Source organism: Bdellovibrio sp. HAGR004, from assembly GCF_055397015.1.
This window is the reverse complement of sequence record NZ_AP029176.1, coordinates 306890-329717: the sequence shown is the minus strand read 5'-3', so window position 1 is coordinate 329717 and position 22828 is coordinate 306890. Positions and strand designations below refer to the sequence as shown.

The 22828-nt window shown below is 42.9% G+C and carries 25 protein-coding genes; 12 read left to right on the top strand and 13 right to left on the bottom strand.

Annotation, left to right across the window (positions count from 1 at the left end):
* The first annotated feature begins 135 nt into the window (after positions 1-135).
* The gene (locus tag ACZ5ZV_RS01780) at positions 136-378 is read left to right on the top strand and encodes an AbrB/MazE/SpoVT family DNA-binding domain-containing protein (protein WP_464119670.1); all 243 of its coding nucleotides are present in this window, start codon (positions 136-138) and stop codon (positions 376-378) included.
* A gap of 14 nt (positions 379-392) precedes the next feature.
* On the opposite strand, the gene ACZ5ZV_RS01775 is transcribed toward ACZ5ZV_RS01780, so the two are convergent.
* A complete protein-coding gene (locus ACZ5ZV_RS01775; protein ID WP_464119668.1) occupies positions 393-1199 on the bottom strand; it encodes a helix-turn-helix domain-containing protein in 807 nt (268 codons plus the stop codon).
* Between the two features lie 54 nt (positions 1200-1253).
* On the opposite strand from ACZ5ZV_RS01775, the gene ACZ5ZV_RS01770 reads away from it, so the two are divergent.
* Positions 1254-1574: a hypothetical protein gene (locus ACZ5ZV_RS01770; protein WP_464119666.1), complete on the top strand. Its 321-nt coding sequence runs from the start codon at positions 1254-1256 to the stop codon at positions 1572-1574.
* A gap of 116 nt (positions 1575-1690) precedes the next feature.
* On the top strand, positions 1691-3055 hold the full coding sequence (locus tag ACZ5ZV_RS01765; RefSeq protein WP_464119664.1) for a short-chain fatty acid transporter: 1365 nt from the start codon (positions 1691-1693) through the stop codon (positions 3053-3055).
* 222 nt (positions 3056-3277) lie between these two features.
* Here ACZ5ZV_RS01765 and ACZ5ZV_RS01760 read toward each other — a convergent pair whose 3' ends face one another.
* The 5 genes from ACZ5ZV_RS01760 to ACZ5ZV_RS01740 all read right to left on the bottom strand — a co-directional run bounded on the left by ACZ5ZV_RS01760 (position 3278) and on the right by ACZ5ZV_RS01740 (position 6271).
* The gene (locus ACZ5ZV_RS01760) at positions 3278-3634 is read right to left on the bottom strand and encodes a hypothetical protein (RefSeq protein ID WP_464119662.1); all 357 of its coding nucleotides are present in this window, start codon (positions 3632-3634) and stop codon (positions 3278-3280) included.
* Positions 3635-3994: 360 nt separating this feature from the next.
* Positions 3995-5092: a tyrosine-type recombinase/integrase gene (locus ACZ5ZV_RS01755; protein ID WP_464119660.1), complete on the bottom strand. Its 1098-nt coding sequence runs from the start codon at positions 5090-5092 to the stop codon at positions 3995-3997.
* Between the two features lies 1 nt (position 5093).
* Entirely contained in the window at positions 5094-5393 is a 300-nt protein-coding gene (locus ACZ5ZV_RS01750; protein ID WP_464119658.1) for a helix-turn-helix domain-containing protein, read from the bottom strand.
* Between the two features lie 2 nt (positions 5394-5395).
* Positions 5396-6067: a hypothetical protein gene (locus ACZ5ZV_RS01745; RefSeq protein WP_464119656.1), complete on the bottom strand. Its 672-nt coding sequence runs from the start codon at positions 6065-6067 to the stop codon at positions 5396-5398.
* A complete protein-coding gene (locus tag ACZ5ZV_RS01740; protein WP_464119654.1) occupies positions 6068-6271 on the bottom strand; it encodes a helix-turn-helix transcriptional regulator in 204 nt (67 codons plus the stop codon).
* Between the two features lie 164 nt (positions 6272-6435).
* Between ACZ5ZV_RS01740 and ACZ5ZV_RS01735 the strand changes: the two genes are divergently transcribed.
* Entirely contained in the window at positions 6436-7116 is a 681-nt protein-coding gene (locus ACZ5ZV_RS01735; protein WP_464119652.1) for a hypothetical protein, read from the top strand.
* Positions 7117-7144: 28 nt separating this feature from the next.
* Here the strand turns inward: ACZ5ZV_RS01735 and ACZ5ZV_RS01730 are convergent, their stop codons facing one another.
* The 3 genes from ACZ5ZV_RS01730 to ACZ5ZV_RS01720 all read right to left on the bottom strand — a co-directional run bounded on the left by ACZ5ZV_RS01730 (position 7145) and on the right by ACZ5ZV_RS01720 (position 9492).
* A complete protein-coding gene (locus ACZ5ZV_RS01730; RefSeq protein ID WP_464119650.1) occupies positions 7145-8116 on the bottom strand; it encodes an AAA family ATPase in 972 nt (323 codons plus the stop codon).
* A 36-nt stretch (positions 8117-8152) separates the two neighbouring features.
* Complete coding sequence (locus tag ACZ5ZV_RS01725; RefSeq protein WP_464119649.1) at positions 8153-8899, bottom strand: helix-turn-helix domain-containing protein; 747 nt, start codon at positions 8897-8899, stop codon at positions 8153-8155.
* Positions 8900-9045: 146 nt separating this feature from the next.
* Complete coding sequence (locus tag ACZ5ZV_RS01720; RefSeq protein ID WP_464119648.1) at positions 9046-9492, bottom strand: hypothetical protein; 447 nt, start codon at positions 9490-9492, stop codon at positions 9046-9048.
* Positions 9493-9538: 46 nt separating this feature from the next.
* Here ACZ5ZV_RS01720 and ACZ5ZV_RS01715 point away from each other — a divergent pair, with 46 nt between their 5' ends.
* Genes ACZ5ZV_RS01715 through tnpC form a run of 3 tightly spaced genes read left to right on the top strand, consistent with a single transcriptional unit; the run spans position 9539 to position 11909 of the window.
* Positions 9539-9949: a hypothetical protein gene (locus tag ACZ5ZV_RS01715; protein WP_464118793.1), complete on the top strand. Its 411-nt coding sequence runs from the start codon at positions 9539-9541 to the stop codon at positions 9947-9949.
* Positions 9940-10353: an IS66 family insertion sequence element accessory protein TnpB gene (tnpB, locus tag ACZ5ZV_RS01710; RefSeq protein ID WP_464118794.1), complete on the top strand. Its 414-nt coding sequence runs from the start codon at positions 9940-9942 to the stop codon at positions 10351-10353. Before ACZ5ZV_RS01715 ends, tnpB begins: the two co-directional genes overlap by 10 nt.
* Positions 10353-11909: an IS66 family transposase gene (gene tnpC / locus ACZ5ZV_RS01705; protein WP_464118795.1), complete on the top strand. Its 1557-nt coding sequence runs from the start codon at positions 10353-10355 to the stop codon at positions 11907-11909. Before tnpB ends, tnpC begins: the two co-directional genes overlap by 1 nt.
* 348 nt (positions 11910-12257) lie before the next feature.
* On the opposite strand, the gene ACZ5ZV_RS01700 is transcribed toward tnpC, so the two are convergent.
* The 4 genes from ACZ5ZV_RS01700 to istA all read right to left on the bottom strand — a co-directional run bounded on the left by ACZ5ZV_RS01700 (position 12258) and on the right by istA (position 18539).
* Positions 12258-14498: a S8 family peptidase gene (locus ACZ5ZV_RS01700; protein WP_464119646.1), complete on the bottom strand. Its 2241-nt coding sequence runs from the start codon at positions 14496-14498 to the stop codon at positions 12258-12260.
* Positions 14498-15610: an AAA family ATPase gene (locus ACZ5ZV_RS01695; protein WP_464119644.1), complete on the bottom strand. Its 1113-nt coding sequence runs from the start codon at positions 15608-15610 to the stop codon at positions 14498-14500. The genes ACZ5ZV_RS01700 and ACZ5ZV_RS01695 overlap by 1 nt, the downstream gene beginning before the upstream one ends.
* A 548-nt stretch (positions 15611-16158) precedes the next feature.
* Positions 16159-16908, bottom strand: a complete 750-nt coding sequence (gene istB, locus ACZ5ZV_RS01690; protein WP_464117240.1) for an IS21-like element helper ATPase IstB — start codon at positions 16906-16908, stop codon at positions 16159-16161.
* Between the two features lie 14 nt (positions 16909-16922).
* Positions 16923-18539 carry an IS21 family transposase gene (gene istA, locus ACZ5ZV_RS01685; protein WP_464117241.1) on the bottom strand — a complete coding sequence of 539 codons (1617 nt, stop codon included), beginning with the start codon at positions 18537-18539 and terminating at the stop codon, positions 16923-16925.
* A gap of 103 nt (positions 18540-18642) precedes the next feature.
* Here istA and ACZ5ZV_RS01680 point away from each other — a divergent pair, with 103 nt between their 5' ends.
* From ACZ5ZV_RS01680 to ACZ5ZV_RS01660, 5 genes are all read left to right on the top strand, one after another.
* Positions 18643-19077 (top strand): recombinase family protein, encoded by a 435-nt coding sequence (locus tag ACZ5ZV_RS01680; RefSeq protein WP_464119643.1) that lies wholly within the window; start codon positions 18643-18645, stop codon positions 19075-19077.
* Positions 19064-19258 carry a hypothetical protein gene (locus ACZ5ZV_RS01675; protein WP_464119641.1) on the top strand — a complete coding sequence of 65 codons (195 nt, stop codon included), beginning with the start codon at positions 19064-19066 and terminating at the stop codon, positions 19256-19258. Before ACZ5ZV_RS01680 ends, ACZ5ZV_RS01675 begins: the two co-directional genes overlap by 14 nt.
* 280 nt (positions 19259-19538) lie before the next feature.
* Positions 19539-19985, top strand: coding sequence for a hypothetical protein (locus ACZ5ZV_RS01670; RefSeq protein WP_464119639.1), 447 nt, complete (start codon positions 19539-19541; stop codon positions 19983-19985).
* Positions 19986-20160: 175 nt separating this feature from the next.
* Positions 20161-22023, top strand: coding sequence for a hypothetical protein (locus tag ACZ5ZV_RS01665; RefSeq protein WP_464119638.1), 1863 nt, complete (start codon positions 20161-20163; stop codon positions 22021-22023).
* 8 nt (positions 22024-22031) lie between these two features.
* Positions 22032-22823, top strand: a complete 792-nt coding sequence (locus ACZ5ZV_RS01660) for a motility protein A (RefSeq protein WP_464119636.1) — start codon at positions 22032-22034, stop codon at positions 22821-22823.
* Positions 22824-22828 lie beyond the last annotated feature (5 nt).

The following is a 22828-nucleotide window of genomic DNA, read 5'->3' as shown; positions in this document are numbered from 1 at the left end:
TCTGTTACTTATCAGAAAGGCAGGCCCTTAAAGCCCCTAACTGGACGAAGGATTGTTTGTAGAGCCTTATGGCAGGCGGAATGGGGACAAAACCCCCGTTTAGCCTTTAAGATAGACTTACGGAGATCCAACAGCATGAGCAAATCAGGTGCAACATCCAAAGCTTCCCGTAAGAACCAAACCACCATCCCCGCCCGCGTCCGCCAAGCCCTGGGCATCGCCAAAGGCGACACCCTGTTGTGGACCGTGAATGGAAACGAAGTCTCTATCCGCATCATCAACCGCAAACAGGTTGATTGGTCCAAAACCTCGGAACTGTCGCTATTGGAGTGGACCCCAGAAACTGAAAAACCCACAGAGCCCGAAGCGAGCGTTTAACCCCAGCAAAGCGGCTAATCTTTAAGCTCGTACTGCTGCCAGTTGGTTTCATACGGAGCAAATGCATACAACCAGCGCACTGACTGGAGCTGATCCGCTGATAAAAGATTCTTATCGCGCAAAGCTCGTGCGCGATACTTGGCTCCAAGCGCATGAATCTCGTCAACCAGCTCCATGATACTTGCTTTGGACAGCTCCACTTCTGCCGAGTGCATGCACACATCTTTATTCTTTAAAAACACATCCACATGATCCAAAAACTGCGCGATCTGCGGGCGAAGAATCGCACGCGCCAGCGGACCTTTGTGCTGGAAACGAATGTTGCCAACAGCTTTAATCCGAACCTGATTACCAGGAAGAACTTCCAACAAGCCGTAGTTTTCAATTTTACGCAGAACTTTGAAGAACTTCTGACTTGAAAGCTTCCAAGCTTCAGCCAATGTGCCTGGACTCACTCCTCGGTGAAGAGATCTGAAGATTCCGAACATCGCCGGATTGGCGGCAAAAAACTTTTCCTGTTCTTCGCTCAGAACGTAGTCCACTTCCTTTTCCTGATTAGCAAGAGCCGCCAGATCAAAAAATGAAATCCCCACAAGATCACAGATCTTAAAGACCGTTTGTAGATTGCAGTTCTGGGTTGAGAAGAGTCTTTTCACGGTGACTTCAGACACTTCCATCTGAAGCGCCAGTTCCGCATAGGTGATCTTCTTGGATTTCAAAACCTCTTGCAGGCTTTTCAGCAGCTTCTTGGCATCGGTGTGTTGGTTGATTTGATCCATAATGGTCGTTTTCGTATCACCAAAAGATACCAATTTAAACATATTTGATAATGGTATCACATTTTGACATCTCTAAATCCAACAAGGAGTTATCAAATGATCAAAGTACTTACCCACACTGCACTTATGGTTCTCTTCAGCGCAACAGCTTTGGCAGGCTACCTTCCACCCAAAGAGAACGTGGCTTACTGGTGTTATCAAGGATGTATCGACGACTACTACAGCAACCACAACGAGTGTGTGGCAAAATGTTATGGCGGGAGAAGACCGAAAGCCAACCTAATTCAAATTCAGAATCTGAACCTGAACTACAATCAAAACCAAAACTGCCAGGATAACACCAACGCAGCCGAGATCAAAGCGGCCGCTTGCTGCTCTTGGGGTGAAAACATCCAAGGCTGTATGCCGGGTTGCTAAAAAAGTTGGACCCAAAGTGAGTGGGGGCACACGTTCGCCAGTGCCCCATTAAGCTCTTCTTAAGATGACAATCACGACCTTTGCCGCTCTAATTTAGTCTTCACCAAGGAGCAGCAATGAACCCAACCCGCGACAATGCCTTTCAAAAACTCATTCGATTCAGTGTGAAGCTCGTCAATGAATACCTGCCTGATCCCTTTATCTTCTGCGCACTTTTGACTTTTATTGTATTTGCCGCGGCAATGCCCGTAACTGGCATGAGCTTCCTGGAAACTGTGAACGGTTGGTATGAAGGCTTCTGGGGCTTGTTGGGATTCTCGATGCAGATGGTCCTGGTGCTCGTGCTCGGCCATGCGTTGGCGAACTCGCGGCCCTGCTCCAGCTTGTTGTCCTCTTTGGCCTCCCACCTGCGCACCCCTGGTCAGGCGATCGTTGTCGTTTCTTTGGTCTCGCTGCTGGGTTCCTGGTTCAACTGGGGTTTTGGCCTGGTGATCGGCGCTCTCTTTGCCAAAGAGATCGCGAAAAAAGTAAAAACTGTCGACTACCGCCTGCTGATCGCTTCTGCTTATTCCGGCTTTCTAATCTGGCACGGCGGTCTTTCCGGATCCATTCCTTTGACGATTGCCACGGATGGGAATCTGGCCAAGGCCTCTAACAATGTCGTCACCGGAATGATCCCGGTATCTGAAACCCTGTTTTCAACCTACAACCTGGCCATCGTAATAGTCCTTTTGGTGACAGTGCCCCTGCTGAACATGTTCATGCACCCACGCCCGGAAGAAACCGTGACTGTGGATCCGGCTTTGCTAAACGACGAAGTTTCAGACACGGAAGGCGGCAACAGTACGTGGGCAGATCGCATCGAAAACAGCAAATGGGTTTCTTTGATCTTGTGCGCCCTTGCCAGCGTGTACATCATAAACTATTTCTTCAAAAAAGGTTTGGATCTGAATCTGAACATTGTGAATTTCATCTTCCTGTTCTTGGGCATTCTGTTGCACGGGACTCCACGCCGCTACATTCTGGCAATTCGTTCTGCCGTGATCAGCTCCAGCGGGATCATCCTGCAATTCCCGTTCTATGCGGGAATCATGGGTCTGATGGTGGCCAGCGGCAGCAGCGGTGTTTCGCTAGCCGGAGCCCTGTCTAATGTGTTTGTGAACATCTCCACCGTCACAACATTCCCCTTCTTTACCTTTATCAGCGCAGGTATTGTGAACTTCTTTGTGCCCTCCGGCGGTGGTCAGTGGGCCGTACAAGCTCCGATCATGCTGCCTGCTGCGCAAGAGTTGGGCGTGTCCGTAGCCAAGACCTCGATGGCGATTGCCTGGGGTGACGCATGGACAAACATGATCCAGCCCTTCTGGGCCTTGCCAGCCTTGGGAATCGCAGGCCTTGGCGCCCGCGACATCATGGGCTTTTGTTTGATCGTCCTTTTGTACTCGGGCCTTGTGATCTCTGCAGGATTCCTGTTCCTGTAATTACCTGAGCTTTCTGGTCATCAGGGCCGACTTCGTTGGCTCTGATAAGAAGTCTTTCTTTCGCACTGTTTTATTATAAACATCACTTTTCCGGTGAAATTCCCGGCGGCATTTCGTTATGGCTATGACTTGGGTTCCGAAGGAAAAGTTATCTGGAACCCACAGCCCATTGAGTTCGTAGCCCAATAAAAGTTCTGCGGGTCTTCTGTTGTTGCGACACCCTTATTGGGTGACTTTGCAATCCACAGGAGCCATCCCAGGGTGGCCATCGACGACCAGCTTGAAGTTGCTTTTAGAGGTCACATCCACTTTGCCCAAACAGATGGGTTTATTGTCGGTTGAGATGATTTCGTATCTCAGAACAAGTTCGTTGGTGTCCAACACCCCGTAGTTTTTCTCGAAGGCTTCACCGGGCGCCAAGATCTTGTCGTCCACAACACTGAGCGGAGCCCCTCCGCTCGCTCGAGTTAAAATCAAGTCAGCCATAAATCGCACATCCGTTGAATTCACAACCTTTGCCGTCATCGCCTGCGCTGCGCCACCAAGAATTAATACAAAAAACATAGTTAGTAATTTCATGAGTGCCCCCATTTACATTTTTAGCACTGGCGACCCGACAGAGATATTGGAAATTGGAAACTAAAGGATTTTTGCTTGGCAAAAATGGTAGGGGGCGAGGTTGTGTCCGCGCTAAAAAGTGCTAGTAGCACTTTTTAGTGTGGAGCATGCGTGAGGCTCTTGCGGCGAAGGCCGCAAATGCCGAACACTTAGAAAGACGAGGCTCGACGCCTCGGCTTTCGCGTCCCGACAAAGCCAGCAAACTTCCAGTTAAATGAATGTCTCAGCGGCAGATAAAAAGAAACAGAGGAATGGTAGGGGGTCTGAAGCATGAAATTCCTCAATAATTTCAAGCCTCATTTCCCCTTAAACTACAATCAACTACTTCTGCTGAATTTTCAAGATCTTCGCATCTTTCATACCGTGAACCTGCATATCATCAAGGACCCCAGTTGAGCCCTGAATATCGATTCCGGCCTTACGCATGTATATCATCATTGTCTTCATGTCTCTCCATCCTCCCATAGCCATCACCTGGCTCGCCGGGACCCCCTTCCCCAAAAGGAGCGTCGCCCAGCTAGCTCTGAGGTCATGAAAGCGAATCTGATGCAGTCCTATAGATTGTAGAAACATGCGAAGCTCCCTGGCCTGCTCCCCCTTATCCCACTTCGACATCCTTGGAAGAACAAAGTCGCTACCAGCCGACTTCAACTTCATTTCGGTCAAGATGGGAATCAATGGCTTTGGTATCTCTACAATTCTGTCATCACCCGACTTTGTGGACTTAAATCCATCCTTACTTGTCCAAGAACAATTAACTAAGATTTGTCTCCGATCCAGGTTGATCTTATCCCACGTAAGTGCAAACAGCTCCCCATTTCTCATTCCCGTGTATAGAGCCACCGCATAGTGATAATACCAATGCCAATTGAATTCTTGCGCTTTCTTAAGGAGATGCACAATCTGTTCCTCACTAAGAACGGCCTTAATCTTCTCGTTATTCTTAAACTTGAGTAGTGGCGTTGGGTCTTTCATAATCAGATCATTCTCAAGGGCATAGCGAAAAACACCACGAATACACTTTATAAAGTATTTTTTGTGAGACTCGGCTGAACTTGAGAATCTTTCATTCAAAAGACTGTGAATATCCCTCGTGCTGATCTGATCAATTAAAGTCTTCTCCCAATACGGAATTGTGTGATGCCGAAGCATCTTTTCTCTTCCATATACTGTTGAGTTTTTGAGACCTGACGTTTTAATCCAATCGAGGTACCTATCTAAAACCTTACTCCATGCGGGCACACTCTGCTCCCTGAGCTTGTCATGAACCTGCACAACTATTTCGTCATATACCCGCTTTGCTTCGGCCTTGGTCTTTATCCCTTTTCGTCGAATAGTACAGGGCAGTTTTGTTGTGGGGTGCCTTTTCGAATAGGACACCAAGTAAGTGCCATCTTGCTTATTTTCTTTGATACCCATATTAGAAACCTCCTCTTTTGTTTCTAAGTAGGAGATCTCTCAGGTCACTTGTTCGATATCTATTGCGTCTTTCTAGCTTATGATAGGGAATTTTTCCGTTACTTGTTAGATTTCTCAAAGTTGCGGGGCTAATCCTCAAATATGCCGCCGCCTCCTTAGAACTCATCCATTCCTTTTCAATGTCGCCCGATGCATTTAAAGCGCCATCTTTATCTATGCTATTTTCAAAGAGCGGATTTGGGTTGGTTGTGTTTTTACCAGATATGCCAAATAAATTGTATGAATGTCGATTATTTTTCACTTCTAATTCTCCAAGCTTTCTTTCAGTTCTTTAAGCATTTTCCAATGCGGTGTTTTTGGATATGAGTAGGTGATCCTTCCACGGCTTCCACTTATCAAACGCATACCTTTCACCTTCCGTGGATCATTCACGGTAGGTGAGAAATTCATTTTAAAAAAGTAATCCAATAGACCGCTCACATCCTTCACCAACTCCGAGTCGATGAACACCCTACAACCCGCTGGACTATTCTTTTTTACAATTTCATAGAAGCGATCTTTAAAGTCTTCGTTTATGAGATAATGAACATGGGGGGTGTCACTCTTTCCAATTGCCAATGTCCTAATAAACGGTCCTATTCGACCAGTTAGCTTCCTAGATAACATTGAAGACAAATTCAGTAGGCGCTCCCACGAACATTCATTGTCGGTCAGTGGCCAACTTATAGTTGCATGTAGATTGAGTCCTTTCTCTTCTGCCAGCAATCTTCCGGCTTCAACGAAATATCCCCTCCGTCTCTCTTGGCAGGGGGTACACTCAGTCCTTTTGCATGGCCGAAACTCCCGGCATCTTACCGTCTTGCGTGCAGAATTCTCCGTAGCTCCCGCTCCATACAAATGGCTTGGCACATGCCTTTTTGCCTTGAAGCAATTTCCCTTATACTCATTTTCAATTTCTATTTGCGTTTGATTCATTTATGCCTCCACACCATTTTTATCTTTCGGTCTCACAGATTTCATCCACTTTTTAACTTCGGTCGGATTAAATCGAACTAATCTAGTTCCCATTCTCATGTGCGGAATTTGCTTTCTTGAGACAAGACTATAGAGGGTTCCAAGGGGGAGGCCGGTCATTTGCTGCACCTGCAGATATGTAATTGGTCGTTCCCGATGTTTCATTTCATCTCCTTTCATTTTCAATTTGATCCAACGACGCATTAAATAGGGGTTTTCAAATCTAAAATCTCGGTCAAAAAAACATTATTTTTTAAACCGGCAATCTCCTTGCCAGCCTTGCAACTAAGAGTAAAAATAACATTGAGAATTTACGACTAGGGGGCAGCTTGAAACGTAAGAACGTTACGTCGCAAAAAAAGAGAAAGGTGAGGGACTTCGATCACTTAAATGCATGGAGGTCTGTTTATCAACTGGCTGCCCTTGTTGAGATTGATCACAATGCAAGCCTAATCGGGCGGGAGCGTGTTCCATATACGACGCTCATTGCCAGAAATATCGATAACAGATTTTCTTATTCTAGAATTTCGGAAGAAAACCTTCAAATGAAGCTAATTGCCAATGACTTAGTTGATATATTAGCGGAGATGTATCGGTTTTCAATCGAAGGACAACTTGATGAGGAATCAGTCTTGTATCTTTTTCTCCAAGTAGTTTATTTCGACAATAGCTCCATTCTAGGAAGGAGACTTTCTGCCCATAACATCGGGCAAACCAAATGGAAGAGAATACAAATTTCCTCTCGACAAATACATGATTTGGAGGGACCCAAGAAGGCTGCGCAAAGACTTGTTGGAGAAGTACTTGGCATTTCCGAAAGTACAATAAAAAATATGGCAGGAACCGAGTCGATACCTTTAGTTCTCGGCGAACCACCTACGTCAAAGAAAGATCTCGCTTTATTTGATCGCTCCCTTGCCATATCTCTTCTTACAAATGCTTTCCATTTAGATAAGGATGCGGTCGAATCTGCCGTCAATGAGCTTTTTAAAGGAGTTGGCCCAGAATAACAAATTCCACTAATTTTTTAGTTCAAATTTATTGTTCTGTTTTAAGATGCAAACATGAATACAAGTATTCATTTCCCTTTGTTCCCTTCCCTAGCCTCATGACTTGCCCAGATTTTACCATCTTTCTTAGAGTTGTTCTCTTCAGAGCAGTACTACCAATTACTAGTGACTCAACTTCTTTCTCACCAATCGCTCTACCATGGTGACTCAGAACATTCATGATACTTTCTTCCATACGAAGCTCAGGAGAGTCGACTGAATGACCAGCGATTTCCAAATTTCTATTCTCATTAAGTACTATTCGCTGAGGGTTCAAATCTGTTCCATATCTCATGATAGTTGAAAAGGTCCGATGCTCTCCATTTCGCTCCAACAGAATTACGGCGTCAACCGAACCAAATAGCGCAGTCGATCCAAGAATACCATCACCACCACTTCTATCCCTCTTCGCTAAATGATGAAGCAACATGAGATGAAACCCTTGCTCCCGTGCAATCTGTATATATGGACTCAAAGCCTTAGCAACCAAAGAGTAGTCATTAATATCGTGAATTTCAGATATCCCTAAAATTAGGGTATCTAATATTACTAATTTTGGCTGAATATCCTGAATTAAAGACGAAAAGGATTTACTTCCTTTTAAAGCCGTACCCACGATATATATTTGATCCTCCGCAGTCGCTCCCATCGAGCGAAAATGCCGCCCAACTTCAGATAGTTTGTCTTCTAAGCTAATGAGAAGTACCCCGCCTTGACTGGTATTCCTTTCGAGAAATATTTGTCCACGGGAAACAGCTAAGGCAAGGCTTCTTGTAAAGGTGGTTTTTCCCGATTTTGGTTTTGAAGCTAACAGGGAGACTCCACCCTCTATCAGAAGGCCGTCTACGACCCATTTAATAGGATCTTCCGAAAGATTTAAAAGATCTTTTATTCTTAATACTTTTACTTCGTTACGATTGGTACCCGTGCGGCTTTCGAAAATTTCGTCTTTAAAACTCACTTCCACCCCCTATAATTTAAAGGGTGGAATAAATGATCACCTGGTCTGGTCAAGTGTTTTGGGAGAATTTCTTAAGTATGTACAAGCTAGATACTCTCTTCTGACTCTCAAAAACTCTTCACACTTTTCCATCTGCTCATTTTGCAGCCTCTCAAACTCCTTCTCATCTTCAATTTCCATTGGATTCGGCCCTCGAATTCTGAATTCAGTCCTATACAGGTTTTCAATACGCTCCTCGATTTTTGCTGCCATTTCAGCCATCTGTGCTGGGCCTATTTTTGAAATATCAATTTTAGGGCTTTCAACAATCCCTACAGATTGTTCAATCCTTCGTTGAGCAAACGCATTCATCACCAAATCAACTTTTTGCTTCTTTGCATTAAGAGCAGACTGCAAGTACCTATTTGCACTGGAGTGATCAGGAACATTTTTTAAAACTGAAGTCCTATTTCCAAACTGATCTACTTCATATACAACATCTATATGATCTTCTATGGCTGACCGAAATCCCTCCATAGACTTTTCAGCAATTTCATCAAATAGCTCTAAACTTTCTCCAAGCTCCTTTTTGACGTTCAAGTCTTCTATTCTATAGGCAGAGAGGTCGCCTAAAAGGCTGACATCTCGAAAAACCGTTGCTTCACTGACGCCAAGAATTTTCGATATTGCGGCAAATGAAATTCCTCGGCGCCTGAAGACAACAATGCTTCGCAGTCTTTCTTGCCTATCCGCTGGAAGATCTTCAAACTTTCTTGCAATCGAATTGTTATCGTAATTTGACACATCAACCTCCCAATCCTGAGAGTTCATGATAGTATGACTCTCATGTCTTTGCTCAAAAAATATTTGTTTTGTGAGCGCTTAAAAGGAAGTCCGTAAAAAGGTCAAACTTTACTTCATGAATAGCTGTCTTAAGTATATTATGAGCATCACTGTTCATCGCTATATTTGTCAGGAAAGTATACAACGGCCTCCATTTGATTCGTATAACCGAGACTATCTGAAACACCAAAGCGACCATAAGAAACCATAAAATCGGGCTTTAGATCATGCCTAACGGTGTCACCAAATCTATTGAGCGCCACGGTAAGATCAAATAAAAGATTCTGACATTTCTCGGACCATTCCTGTGACTTTTTCAAATCTTCATCATAGTTTGGGTTGTGCCATTCCTTCCACTTTTGATCTTCTCGCCACCACGCCATACTTTCGGCATCTAATCGTGCTTTGCTCACAAATTGGTCTTTATAAGCCTGCGATCTTTTGCTTAATTCCTTAATTGCGACCTCAAGATCAGGCCGAGTTTTGGACCAAATTGCTCTATGAACTGCCAATCCAAACTCATTCACACCTTGAATAAAGCGTAACCACTGCATAAAACGCGTCTAGGAACTGAAATCAATATCCAGCATGCTGCGATTCATGAAAACACAGCGTGCGAACCAACTAATAGAAGAAATCCAAGAGCTGACTCGGCAATATCATTCCGAAGTGAGCTCCGTCAGAAAACCTTGGCCGAAATCCATAAAGTCCAGAATCCAAGAATTATTTGCCCTGGATGTACCAGTTAAAGCAACAGCCCAACAAATCGACATCCCCTATGCAACTATTATGTCGTGGCGATTGAAGCCCAAGAAAAATATTAAATCTGACTTTCATGCATTAACAGTCCAACCAGGTCCAACTGTCACAGTTGGACCTTCATTAGAAGAAAAAACTAATCTGGGTCTAACTGTGACGGTTAGAACTCCAGAAGGATATATTTTAGAGATACCAGAATCTATTGCCGTAAAAACCATCCTTGAACTTCAGCGAGGTAAATCATGTTTTTAGACCGCAAGGGGCTTCGGGCATTTGTATATCGCGAAAGTATCGACATGCGGTGTGGTTTTGAAAGATTACATTCTTTATGTGTCCATCAAATGCAGGCGATTATGGATCAGGGACATGTGTATTTGTTCTTCGGGAAAAACCGTAAGCGCATCAAAGCTATTTTCTATGATGGGACAGGGCTGGTACTGATTTCAAAACGTATGGAAAAAGGGAACTTTATGTCTTTGGCCGAACTATTGGGGCGATCGGAGGTCAGTTTGTCAGAATTAAAGCTGATTTTCCACGGAAGTGTGATCAGAACACCTATTGTTGACCGCTCTATGGCAGCTTTAGCGCCACAAATCCCAGTGACGCAAAGGGAAGCTGTTGATCTTCCGCAAGGGTTTTTACAAACTCCCGGCTGATGGATGAAAGAACTCGAAAAATTATTGAAAGCGAAAAAGATCCCCGCATATTGCAGGCACTTCTGTCGCAAGCTCTCGAGTTCATTGCACAGCAAAAACTATTAGTTGCCAAACTTCAAGAGGAGCAAGCGCTTAGCCTGCAGTCTAAATTCAACCTAGATGAGCGTATAAAGCTGCTCCGTAGAAGTATTTTTGGTAAATCCACTGAAAAACGAGCTGAAGCCACAGATCGTCCTCGTGACAAAAGCCAAACCGAGGCTATGTTATTCAGCCAAGCGGCGTTCCCTGCTGAAGTGTCACGTGAAGAGCAAAAGAAAAATAAATGGTCAGGTTTACCTAGCTGCGAAGTTGCGCACCATCTTTCAGATGACGAACTTAATGAAGAAGCAAAACTTCGTGGTATCGACAATCCACATCCATCAATGTGGAAAAATACGGGTCTTTATGATGAATCTTTTCAAATACAAATCATTGAAAGATCCTATGTCAAAGAAATCCACAAGAAGTATAAATATAAACTGGATCCAAAGTTCATTCCAGACTCAGATAAAGAAGTTATTATCACTGCCAATGGCCCTTCGGGCCTATTGCCAGGAATGAACTATTCAACTGACTTTGTTATCAGTGTTGTGGCTGATAAATATATCAGCCACATGCCCTTAGAAAGACAGACCCGAGAAATGGAATCGCTGGGTTTAAAAGGGATCCAAAATAGTACTCTCTCAAGATTGTCTGGACTTGCAGCTGCTAGTCTTGAACCTGTACAAGCTGAAATTCTCAAAGAATTGAAATCAAGCGATCTTGCCTTACACCTGGATGAAACCCCTTGGAAAATCCAAGATAAGACTGAAAAAGATGGCTACATGTGGGTGGTAAGCAATCGTTACGGTAGTCATTATTGTTTTAAGCCCACCAGATCAGGACAAGTTGTTAAGGATTTTTTGAGTGGATACAGTGGACCTGTCGTTACTGATGGTTATGTTGGATACAACATACTAGCGAAATTAGAAATTCCCCAAGCATTCTGTTGGGCACATGCACGCAGAGAATTTATAAAAATTGAAGACCACGATCCAACAGTAAAACCAATCTTAGATGATATTGATCGATTATTTGAAATTGAAAGAGAGGCTTCCTCTTTTGAAGACCTTTTGCGGCTACGAAAAGAGAAAAGTCAGTTGATTACCGAGGGTCTTCATAAAAATCTCATAGGAGAGTACTCAAATTCACGCCCTGGCAGTCAGAAAAGAAAGGCTATAGAGTATCTCACAGAAAGGTGGGCCGGATTTATGTTGTTCTTAAATGATAACCGTATTCCTCTTTCAAACAATGAGGCCGAACGTACGATCCGTCATGCTGTAGTCGGAAGAAAGAATTATTACGGATCTGGAAATCACGCTGGCGCAGATACCGCCGCCACACTTTTCACTGTAATTGAATCTTGTAAAAAGAATGACCTTGATCCGCGAAGTTATTTGTCGATGGCTCTGCATTTAGTCGCTGCGGGAAAAGCTCCGCCCACGCCATTGGCACATGCTCGGGCTCTTCGTCAATAGCGCGTATTACGCAGGGTTCACAAATTGAGCCAATTTGCATCTGGTCTCATCGACTTTATCAAGACAATTTACATGACTAATGCGTAAACCTAGTTTTCGTAGCTGAGCCAGTTGATTAGGCTATTTAGAAGAGAGAAATCAACATTTACATCGGATAACGAAAAATATTTAAAATATTGAGACTTCATTTCTTAAATTAGAAATATCGCCAAGGCTTTGGGCGTCGGCAAAGTCCTTGGCACAAGGGAGAATACAAAAACAATTATCTACTAAGGTAGGTTCTGACGAGAAATTTAGCTGATTCACAGAGAAATCAGCTAACACTCTACAGCAGCCATACTTATCAGATCAACGTATTCTGGTTCGATTTATCTCTTGCATCCGTTCAAATTCAATATTGGCAGCCTGTGTGGATGAAACAAAGTCTCTATATACCGGCAGGATCTTATCTGGATCCTCAATAGTCAGAACTGCGACACATCTGACCGCTGATGTAGTGGTATATTGTTTTCTGCTTGTTAGTGAGGCCCGCAAAGCCCACCGATTTACATTCACTCCCTCCGGAAACTGCTTTTGATAAACTTTTACAGGACTCCATTTAAAGCCATTTTCAACTTGGCTTCTCTCGTAAAGCGCACGGACATTCTTAGGGGCCGGAGGGACCACACTACGCACACTAATGTTGCCGAAATCTGTTGTTGATGCCGACCCTAAAGAAACTTCAATATTACATCTGCAATATTCTGCACCAAAATTTGGATCTAACGGCGGATCATACACAACCGTAAGAGAGAATTTGCCCTTTGTTTTCCCATCAGCCGTAGTCAAACAAGCAGGAATACTCAACTCTTTTACAAAGTGCATGTTTTCAACTAACGAAAACTCATAAATGACTGTTGCTCTAAAGTTCTCAGTCTTAAGAACGTCATCAACATCTAAAGGAACGCCAAATCCCTTATATCTAGATTCTATTCCATTGGGTACAGGCCCATTTAGAATAGCAGAGTGTATTAACAGAGCTTTCGCAACAATTCGATTATCCCATTGCCCAAGTCGATGCCTTATATTCGACAAAATACTTGAGACAATTGGAGTTGAAAAGCTAGTTCCCAAATTTTCTGCCTTCTTGTCATTTTGAATTGTCGATATTACACCAACCTGCTGAACCGATCCATTGGCATCACAATTTCCACCATAATGAACAACCTCTGGCTTAGAAATAAATCCAGTGCCCGGCCCTCTTCTACTAAAAGGCGATGGTTCCTCCCGCCTTACTCTTGAGTTATGCACTTCAGTATGCGCCAAAGAGCCAACTGTGATCGCCAAAGCCGATTCTCCAGGAGTGGATATTAAATCAGAATTATCCAAAACATCATTCGGCCAACCTCTCAATGGGAGTGTGGTGAAATTACCCGCCGAGATTACAATATTTATATCGTGTTGCTGCTGGAGCCGATCTAGAAACACCGCAAGTTCTGAAAATTGATGATCGGCCCTACATGAATCTGATCCCAGAGATAGATTCCAAACCTTTACATCTGGATTCTGCTGAATAGCATCCTCCAATCTTGTGATCAAATCCAACTCACTTATACCCTGCGCATGCAATCCAGCAATATCAAGAATTTTGCTTCCACAACTCGGAAACCTTGGATCTCCATTATTAAGACTTCTCGAGGAAGTTACTAAGCCACTAACAAAAGTTCCATGATCAAAATTATGAGTCCTATCACCTCTGGGAATATAATTTATCTGTCTGGTAACCCATGGCCTAAGTGCCGTATTGTTCGGATCAATTCCCGAATCAAAAACTGCAACCAATGGGTATTCAATTCCCTCATGAGGAGGCTGAATGTCACTTCCACCCACATCGCCTGTAATGATATTAGAGCTTCTGATAGGTTTATAAGACGGAAATTCTCGAATAGACTGAGCCGCCAAAAAACCGCCAATTCTCTTCAGACTCGGCAGGTCGACATTTCTTAAGCAATAAGTAAACAAACCTGGATGATATTCAATTCTTTCATAACTAGAGATTCCAAGATTTGCAAATAGTACTAAAACTGAATCATTGGCATTCCGGTTGTCAGTTGCATTTCTATAATTAAATAGCCTCAGTTTTGCATTTCCAGTCTGACTGTTCTCTTTAAAATTTAACTTTTCAGGTAAACCTATGGGTGCAATTGCTTTTAGAGTCGAAATATTCGCCTTGCCTACTTTTGTTGTTGAGCTTTGTATTTCATTAGCCAATAGCTCCAAAGCAAAGGGCGAGGCTGCTACCAATAGTTCGCCTAACGAATTTACCCCTATTACTTCACATTCTGAATTTATAAATAGTCCATCTGGACGGTGCGATTTTGCCACAGCTTCATCAATCAGCGACACTCTAAAAACGCCAGGTACGTCAGGAAACTCTTCAAATTGGTCAGTGTAACTTTCAATTACATTTTCAATGGAGCTGACCAATCGACTGATAAGTTCTCTCGAATAGTTTTCTTCAAAAAACTTTCGCCCTCCGCCAGGCTCCCTGTTCGGAGTATAATAGTCACTCGGAGAAGTCTTAAACTTAATAAGCGGATTACTTGGCATCACTTATTCCTGTGCAGTAGTTTCGATATTGTTCCTACAGATACCCCATAGTGTTCTGATAATCTTTCGTATGTAAATAATTTTGAATTTATTTCCCTAAGAGCAACAATTTTCTCTTCTTTGGTCCTAGAGTTTCCAGACTTAGAAAGCAATAGATCAGCCAGCACAAATAGCGCTGTATCATAAAGACTTACATTATCACCCTTCACAATGGATCTTCTTAGAGACTTCTCAAGCACTTGCTTAATCTCGGCCCCGGTAAGATCACTGCACCCATTTGCTAGTAATCCAATTTCTTCATCTGATAACAAATTCTGAGAAAATGATCTAATCATCTTCTCCCGAGATGCTTGGTTTGGCTTATCAATCTCCAACTTATATTCAAATCTTCTCCAAATCGCAGTATCCAGAAGGTGTGCATGGTTAGTTGCTGCCACAAAAACAACATCGGAACTAAGCCTATCAATATTTTGAAGTAAACTAACTACAACTCTCTTGAGCTCACCCATTTCAAATTTATCGTCTCTAATTTTTGCGACAGCATCAAATTCATCCAAAAATAGTATGCATGGGTTGGAGTTTGCGTATTCGAATATGGATCTTAAATTTTTTGAAGTACTCCCAAGATAGGAAGATATTAGCGAGTCAATTCGCACTGTAATTAAAGGCAGATTTAACTGAGACGAAATATACTTTGCCACCTCAGTCTTGCCACAGCCTGGGGGACCATAGAGCAAAAGAGACGGCGAAAAGGTCATGTCCTTTGAAAAAAATTTGTCCTTCGATTCACAGAATAAGATGAACTCCTCAACAGCGGCTTCAATCTCTTCACTGAGAAATACGTTTACAGCTCCCGGAGAAAATCTTTCTTTGTCTCCTAGGGCCAACTTTGACTCAGAGTCAGAGGGAATCTTGGCTTCCTTATCAAGCAAAGCAGCATGTAATTTCATGCCTCCGGCGGAGTTCAATGCAGTTAACATTTTCTTAGCCGCCCCATCGTCACCCTCTGTGCTTAACTTTTCGACCAAGAGATTTACGTATGATCTAAGCTTCACTGGGTCGGAGTTGATCCCGCTCTCTATAATTTTGATAATCTCTGGCAAATAGCGCATAATTGGCCTCTATTATTGAAAATAGTCTATTTTTTGTGAAAAAACCGCATTTTATATAAAAATATATCAAATTTAAACGAAAATATATGCCTTTTTGTTTAAAAATGGCATGGCGTAGTTGATTGAAAGTCTGTAGTTTCCACCAACTACAAAATGTCACCAACTGCCGTTATTTTGTGTGATTTACTGTGATATCGATAAAACCGACCCGAGAGACCTCTGCCTCATAAGTGTTTGTTATTATTTTTGATTTTCTTTTGTGACCTAAAAACGCAAAAACCGCCCAGAAGGCGGTTGATGATGGTAGCGGGAATCACTACTTACCTGAACTTTCACAAGTTCATAGAAAGACTACGTTTTCTGGCGCCGAGAGGCAACGAGTTTTTGAAAATTTAGTCGATCTTTACACGAATGGCCTATCTTTATCAGATATAGCAAAACAAACGGGAAAACCAAAAACGACCATTAGATTGTTCCGTTTCACTTAGTTTGACCGGGTTCGTTTCAGATACTTTGACCACCTGATTTTTGAGGGTTTATTGGTCTTTCTACTCGCTGTCAATATCGTTGAAAGTTATTCGTCCCTTCATGCGGTGACTGGGGCCTTCAAAAATGCAAATATGGGCATTCTCGAACATCCTGTCGATGGCAGCACTTGCCAGGATCGGATCGGTAAAAACTTGTGGCCATTCTTCAACGTCGCGGTTGCTGGTTAAGATCATAGCCGAATTGTGCTTGCGTCGATCAAATAAATCGAAGATCTCCTCACTCACGTCTCGTGGCATTGTTACGACGCCCCAGTCATCCAAGATCCATAGCTTTGATGTTAGAATTTGTTTGAATAAAACATCGAGCTTATTGTTCTCGCGCGCTTTACGGATCTTTGTCCCAAGTCTTTTTACACTCGTACAAAAAACACTGTGACCAGCCTGCGCAGCGCTCATCCCAAGAGCAATCGCAAGATGACTCTTGCCCGTGCCGGGACTTCCCAAAAACAATGCAATTTCGTTGTTCTCGATAAACTTTAAATCTTTCAGATCCTCGATTTTTTCGCGCGGGAGTTTTTTATTGAAATCCCAATTGAACTGCTCAAAGCTTCTTCGCTCTGGGAACTCCGCTTTCTTAATCCTTTTTTCTACGGCGTTATCTGCCCTTGCATCTAATTCCGTGGATAGAAGCTCACTGAGCCACTTAAGATCCTGGCTGCGTTTTCCTTTTTGAACTAAACCCTCGATCTCTGCGGATGCCGCGGGCATTCGTAACTGCTTTAACTGATCGCGTATCACATCTATTGTCATAACTGTCTTTCCTTTCAGTGGGCCTGGTTGCTATGAACCAGACGTAAATGGTTTTTATACTCACTCATGTCGCGCGCAAACTTACCTCCCACCGTCTGCGCGGATAAAACCTCCTCATGACGAGGAGCTTTGGGTTTTGGCTTTGCCATAATATTCAATAGTTGATGAACTGTTTTTAAATTTACCTGTGATAACTCCAGCGCTGAAAGGCAGGCCTTGTCGATGTCGGCATTGCTGTACTTCTTGTTCAGCGTCAGAAGACCCCATACGCTGCGTGTATCAACAAAACCTTCGCCTCGAGCCAAAATAATTCCTACAAAGCGCTCAACATTGACGCCGATAATTTTTGCTTGCTTCAGATAGTGACCATGATCTTGAAGAGTCTTCTCCCAAGACTCCTTGTAATGATCTTTACAGGCTTTACTTGTGAATTTATCTTGGATGCGCTCGTAAACTTCTAACAGTCGACCGTTGCAGTAGATACTTACTTGAACTGAATTACCAATCACCAAAGCTATTTCGCCTTTGAGTCTTGTGTCTACTCGGTAGTACTTGTTTGCAAAGCGAACATAACCATCAGACCTCACTGTTGAGCGAGTGATGGTTTCCACTTCGTAGCGTAATAAAGGAAGAGGCTTTAACAACGAGGCTTCATCGTTAAGAAACACATCCAAAGGTTTTTGTAGGTGAGTCCCGTGCTTTCTCTCATTGGCGATACTCATCTTTTTATTCATGTGTGACTGTGCGCCGCTCAGTGAATATTGGGACTTATCGTAGGATTCAAAAAGGCGACGCTTCATTGGAACCATTCGCTCCACTTTGCCTTTTTTCTCTGGAGAATAAGGCGGCAATGCCTCGACAACGAACCCGTAGTGCGAGGCCAGTCTTTCAAAGGCCGGGTTCAACGTCGGCTCGTGCTTTGATGCCTCATGAACAAAGACTTTGGGATTATCAGAAGTCACTTTACGAGGGACTCCGCCAAGTTCCTCAAACATGCTTATTAAAACTTCGGCAGTTGTTTCAAAGTCGAGTTTCTCTACAACTCGGGCCATCTCGTAACGAGAATGCCCAAGAACGCCAACGAAAATCCAAATTGTTTTTTTCTTTTTTGTGACAGGATCGACGACGTCAAAGAGCTTTCCCCAGTCCACCTGCAGACATTCCCCCGGTGAGTGAACAAGCTCCATCACATTGCGCGCAGGTGCGGATCGCATAAGTTTGTGGCGGTGAATGTAGCGGTAGAAGTTAGATCGCGGGACAGAGAGCGGAAGCTCTTCAAAAATACTTTGCGGACTCCAGCCAAGTTCAATGCGCTCCTTGATCCATTCGCGCTTGGGATCTAAGATGGCATCCGTTTCAATGGCCTTCTCGCTGCGACCATCGCGCAGCGGAAACAGCGCCTCTGGGTAAGGTGGGATTTCTTTTGAGGTTTTGCAGTAGATTTTCTTCTCTGGGTTTGCGACGGCTACATAGCCATGCTCTATCGCCTGGTCGCGGATTTTTATGACGTAACCTTTGCCTTTACCAGTTGATTTAGTCAGTGCGGTGAGTGAGTGTCCTTCGCGAAGGCCTTCGACGATTTTTCGGTCCACTGTGATTTTCTCCAAGTCCTTTTTTCTGAGTTTCCGCATGCGTATTCCTTGCTGTAGTCTGGTTGTTAAACCAGCAGCTTAGCGCATGGGATCAGATGGAGAAAATGTGCTGAAAACGTAAGCAATTGCCCGGTCAAATTAGGTGGGATTTACTTCCCCCAAAGCCGGTCCACTTACGTGGGATTTGCCCCCCTTGAAACCGGTCAAACTACGTGGGATTGGACACATTAGATCACTGTTGGTAAAGGCTGGCGTTAGAATCAGATCTAGCGTTCCTGCACCTTTTTCATCCGCCATACGAGATTCAGCCAAGACAAATGCTGCACCCTATTTTGGTTTCTGCTTCTTTCAAGGCCAAGCTATTCCCGATCCGAGAGAGTTTGTGAATCTCCAACTGATTTATGAGCTATGGAAAAGTGGCATTAACCCAAATCGCATTGCAGACCAACTAAATGCGAAAAAGATAAGCCCAAGAAGCGCACAAAAATGGAATCGAAATTCAATCGTCAAAATTATCAATCGATTTGAAAACAAATCGGTAATTCTAAAAAGTGGAGGTAAGTATGAACTTAGATAAATTAATGGCGTGGGTTGTGGCGGTTGTGTTGCTATGCGCAGCAACTGGGAACTTAGATCACTTTCAAAAATGGGTCTGGAAAGCCCAAGCGAAAGCGATTTATAATTCACGCTCATCAACCTGGGGTAGTCCGAGATTCTTCAGGCATGAGCCTTCTCCTGCAAGAATGAAATCAAAGTAGGTCTGTACTTAAGAGTAAAAATTCAAGCCGATTGATTTCGTATTCAAATCTCCTGTTTGTTTTAAATTTGGCGCACGTTCCGTAAAATTCTTCGGGCCAGATCCTTCGCATTGAGGACGCGCCAATTTTTTCAAAATTGTCACACCTCATGCCGCTTTGCTTGGTCGGATCTTAAGAGTTTGACTGCACTTTGCTTTCGCCTGACTCCTCGGACCTCTCAGCCGTAGGTGTAGAGGTCGTTCAAACAAGAGCGGCTCACAAATAAAACAGGAGAAATTTTATGAATACAGAATTAAAATCAAAACTTGGAAAATTAGCCCTTATTCGATCAAAACCATTTTGCTACACCTGCTATCAAGAATGTCCAACTGGTGTTTGCAATAAATGCCATAGTGATGACCTTATGCGAGTCACTGAAAATGGCTGCGAGTATGGCTTAGACTGGATCGTTGAAAAAATATTGCAAACAGAATTGTCCGCAGTAAATTTATCCGATGCTTTTGAAGAGTCTGTTCGCTCAACATTTGAAAGTGAAACTGTCACCGTGGGCTGGATGACTTTCGATGCGATAACCGTAATGAAAGATCAAGATCCAATTTCTTGGAGATGTGCTCAGTCCGAATACGAGTCTTTAGAAGAATCTGAAGGCAATATTTTCACTTTGGACAACGGAAGCACTTACTATTGGACTCACGAGGTAGAAGCTTTGGTGGAAGACCTAGATTGAAGCCGAGTGTGGACTTTCAAATCAGTTTCACCTACTAAGTTGTGCTGCTTTCCGAGCAAAATAATTAAAACATCTAGCATACGCCCACAAACACTAGACTTTTTAACCTAATCATAAGTCCAGTTTCTGAACAGGTCTAGTTTAGGCATGACCAAAAAGCTCCGATCAAAACGTAGTGAAAGCCAATTTCTTATTTCTAACATTTTTAGCAAGTTTGTTTTGCCATTTTGCAAGTGCGGCAGAGCAATCATCTCGCCCTGAGCTTATTGAAGTAAAATCTCGGTTAGAAGATTCTATCGCTAAAAGATATCGCGAGCGAATAGCGACCAGAATTCCAACAGAACTTTTCAACGTAGCAGTTCAGGCTACTATCAAAATTAAAGAAGATAATTCAGATTTAAAATCCCCAACTAAAGAACCCTCAAATCCCAAAACTGATTTACCTGATATAAACTTAGGAATTATCGAATCTATAGCCGTCGGGGATTCAACGTTAACTGAATCACCAGACTTTGCTAAAATTTCAAAATCTTTTTTAGAGCGTGTAGAAATTAAAAAAATCGAAATCATTGTTGGGCTCAGTCCTAAACTCGGTGAAGAGTATAAAGCTACTTTTAAGCCATGGCTGTCGTCGACCGTAAAAGGTGATTTTGGCAACATCGGTTCTATCAAAGTCGCAGACTTAGCCCCAATGCCTAAAGAAGAAACCACGGAATCGGCGTCGCCTGAACGACCAAGAGTCTTAACATTTGAAGAAAAATTTGGAAACTATCAAAACGCAATTGGTCTTGGTGTTTTTTCTCTAATTTTGCTAATTGCGTTATTACTTTTTAAGTTTTTGCCATCACGAGATATGAAAGAACAAGTCAACCTATCCCTAAGAATTCAAGAAATGAAGGATTCTCAGCTTCGACTTCAAAACACCACGGGAAAAGGTGCCATCGAAGCTAAAAAATCTGAAAAACAAGAGATCCAGCTCAATGCTAACCTACTTTTTGATTCCTTTAGAGAACATCAAAAAAAGGTCGCCTTGATCGCTTTGTCGAGTCCCGGAATTGCAGATCAAGTTTTAGACAGATGGTTTGAAGAAGGCACTGAAGGAAGAAAAAAAGTAGCTTCACTTGTTGACTGTGTACTTACCCACTACGGCAATAACTCATCCAATATTCCTTTGAGCGGTGCAAGTTGGAATTTGCCGGAAAGAATTAAAAGCGACAAAGAACTTCCTTCAATTTTTACAGCGTTTTCGGGTTATTCTTTACAAGAAAAAACCGCTTTAGTTGAAAAAACGTATTGGGACCTTCTGTCAGTTAAGACTCTTGGTGATAAGCTTACGAGCCTCCCATTTGCAAGTATGGCTCAATTGCCAGCTTCAAAAATTCAAAAAGTGCTAAGCAAACAAGATAAAAAAGTGCAATCCCTTACGATTTTACATCTTCCTCAGGAAAAAATGGAAGAAGTGATTTCTGGGCTAAGTTTTGAAGAAAAAAAGAACATGATCGTCGAGGCGTTCGCTATTCCAAAAATGAAACCTCAAGAAATAGAAATGGCGGATCAATCGCTAAAGTTCTTAATTAAAAAAGAAGAATCAGTCGACGATGGTTTGGTTGAAATTCAGTCCATGATTCCCAATATGCTGATGTGCCTCTCTCCTCTGGAAGAGATTCAGCTCATTCAACAAATTCTTCCAACCTTGTCTGATCAAGGACATTTCATAAAAAGAAGTTACCCTAGTCTTGCCTTTCTTTCCCAGTGGCCAGAAGAGAAATTGAAACATTTCTTAACGGGAGTTCAGCCTAATGACATACTAGCCCTGGTGAAAGCTATTCCCGAAGCCACCGAAGTTATAAATTCAGTGATTCCAAATCGAACTCAAACAATTCTTAAGGACTCTTTGAATAGAACTTTAACCAGCGAAGAGCTGAACAACGGACTAGGTACGCTTAGGATAAAACTTTTTAAATACGCAAATGATGGAATTATCAACCTAGAGTTGATTTTTAAAGATGCCCCGGCGGCACCAACTAAGGCTGCGTGAGGTAAACTATGAATATTTCTTCGATACTGGGACTATTGATTGCAACTACAGTTTTTGTCGGTGGAATTCTATCGTCAACGAGTAACTGGAAAATTTATTTAAACTTTCATGCTTTTATCATTGTTGTTGGCGGGACCCTTGCTGCAACCTTAGTGAGCTTTCCGATAAAACAATTAGTTAAGCTATGGAAGGTTTTCTTTGCCAAAATTCTAGGACAAGGCAGCGCTCCTCACCTAAAAGTCATTGAAGAAGTGATCGACCTTTCCCGAGGAATTCAGTCCAATGACAACTACCTTGCAGAAAACGTAGACAAAATTAAAATTCACTTTCTCAAAGAAGCTATTCAACTTCAAGTCGATGGCGGTATTTCTGATGCTAAAATTGATCAGGTCTTGAAAAAACGATCTGAGGTTCATTTCATTAGGTATGAAGAAGAGGCCCACGTCTTTAAAACAGTGGCACGTTTTCCACCGGCTTTTGGACTCTTGGGTGCCGTGGCTGGTATGATCGCACTCATGGGCGGGCTTGGATCACCTGATTCCTTTAAACAAATTGGTCCAGCGATGGCCGTTGCTATGGTTGCGACAATGTACGGGATCGCTATTGCCAATTTTATTTTTGTTCCAATGGGTGAATACTTATCTAAACTGAACAAAGAAGACCACCTGATGCGAAATATCGTCATTGACGCTGTCAAACTGCTAAGAAGCCGAGAACATCCCGTAGTTGTCGAAGAACATTTAAAAAGTTATTTGCTGTCTTCCGAGAGAAGTATGCTAAATACACCAAAAGCATCGTAAATTAG

Excerpts from the sequence above, each read along its gene's own strand:
- tnpC (WP_464118795.1), top strand. The coding sequence starts at position 10,353 with ATGGATGAAAGAACTCGAAAAATTATTGAAAGCGAAAAAGATCCCCGC.
- ACZ5ZV_RS01780 (WP_464119670.1), top strand. The coding sequence starts at position 136 with ATGAGCAAATCAGGTGCAACATCCAAAGCTTCCCGTAAGAACCAAACC.
- ACZ5ZV_RS01760 (WP_464119662.1), bottom strand. The coding sequence starts at position 3,634 with ATGAAATTACTAACTATGTTTTTTGTATTAATTCTTGGTGGCGCAGCG.
- istA (WP_464117241.1), bottom strand. The coding sequence starts at position 18,539 with ATGCGGAAACTCAGAAAAAAGGACTTGGAGAAAATCACAGTGGACCGA.
- tnpB (WP_464118794.1), top strand. The coding sequence starts at position 9,940 with ATGTTTTTAGACCGCAAGGGGCTTCGGGCATTTGTATATCGCGAAAGT.
- ACZ5ZV_RS01695 (WP_464119644.1), bottom strand. The coding sequence starts at position 15,610 with ATGCGCTATTTGCCAGAGATTATCAAAATTATAGAGAGCGGGATCAAC.
- ACZ5ZV_RS01700 (WP_464119646.1), bottom strand. The coding sequence starts at position 14,498 with ATGCCAAGTAATCCGCTTATTAAGTTTAAGACTTCTCCGAGTGACTAT.
- ACZ5ZV_RS01770 (WP_464119666.1), top strand. The coding sequence starts at position 1,254 with ATGATCAAAGTACTTACCCACACTGCACTTATGGTTCTCTTCAGCGCA.
- ACZ5ZV_RS01670 (WP_464119639.1), top strand. The coding sequence starts at position 19,539 with ATGAATACAGAATTAAAATCAAAACTTGGAAAATTAGCCCTTATTCGA.
- ACZ5ZV_RS01740 (WP_464119654.1), bottom strand. The coding sequence starts at position 6,271 with ATGAAACATCGGGAACGACCAATTACATATCTGCAGGTGCAGCAAATG.
- ACZ5ZV_RS01765 (WP_464119664.1), top strand. The coding sequence starts at position 1,691 with ATGAACCCAACCCGCGACAATGCCTTTCAAAAACTCATTCGATTCAGT.
- ACZ5ZV_RS01720 (WP_464119648.1), bottom strand. The coding sequence starts at position 9,492 with ATGCAGTGGTTACGCTTTATTCAAGGTGTGAATGAGTTTGGATTGGCA.
- ACZ5ZV_RS01745 (WP_464119656.1), bottom strand. The coding sequence starts at position 6,067 with ATGAATCAAACGCAAATAGAAATTGAAAATGAGTATAAGGGAAATTGC.
- ACZ5ZV_RS01715 (WP_464118793.1), top strand. The coding sequence starts at position 9,539 with ATGAAAACACAGCGTGCGAACCAACTAATAGAAGAAATCCAAGAGCTG.
- ACZ5ZV_RS01775 (WP_464119668.1), bottom strand. The coding sequence starts at position 1,199 with ATGTTTAAATTGGTATCTTTTGGTGATACGAAAACGACCATTATGGAT.
- ACZ5ZV_RS01660 (WP_464119636.1), top strand. The coding sequence starts at position 22,032 with ATGAATATTTCTTCGATACTGGGACTATTGATTGCAACTACAGTTTTT.
- ACZ5ZV_RS01675 (WP_464119641.1), top strand. The coding sequence starts at position 19,064 with ATGAACTTAGATAAATTAATGGCGTGGGTTGTGGCGGTTGTGTTGCTA.
- istB (WP_464117240.1), bottom strand. The coding sequence starts at position 16,908 with ATGACAATAGATGTGATACGCGATCAGTTAAAGCAGTTACGAATGCCC.
- ACZ5ZV_RS01755 (WP_464119660.1), bottom strand. The coding sequence starts at position 5,092 with ATGGGTATCAAAGAAAATAAGCAAGATGGCACTTACTTGGTGTCCTAT.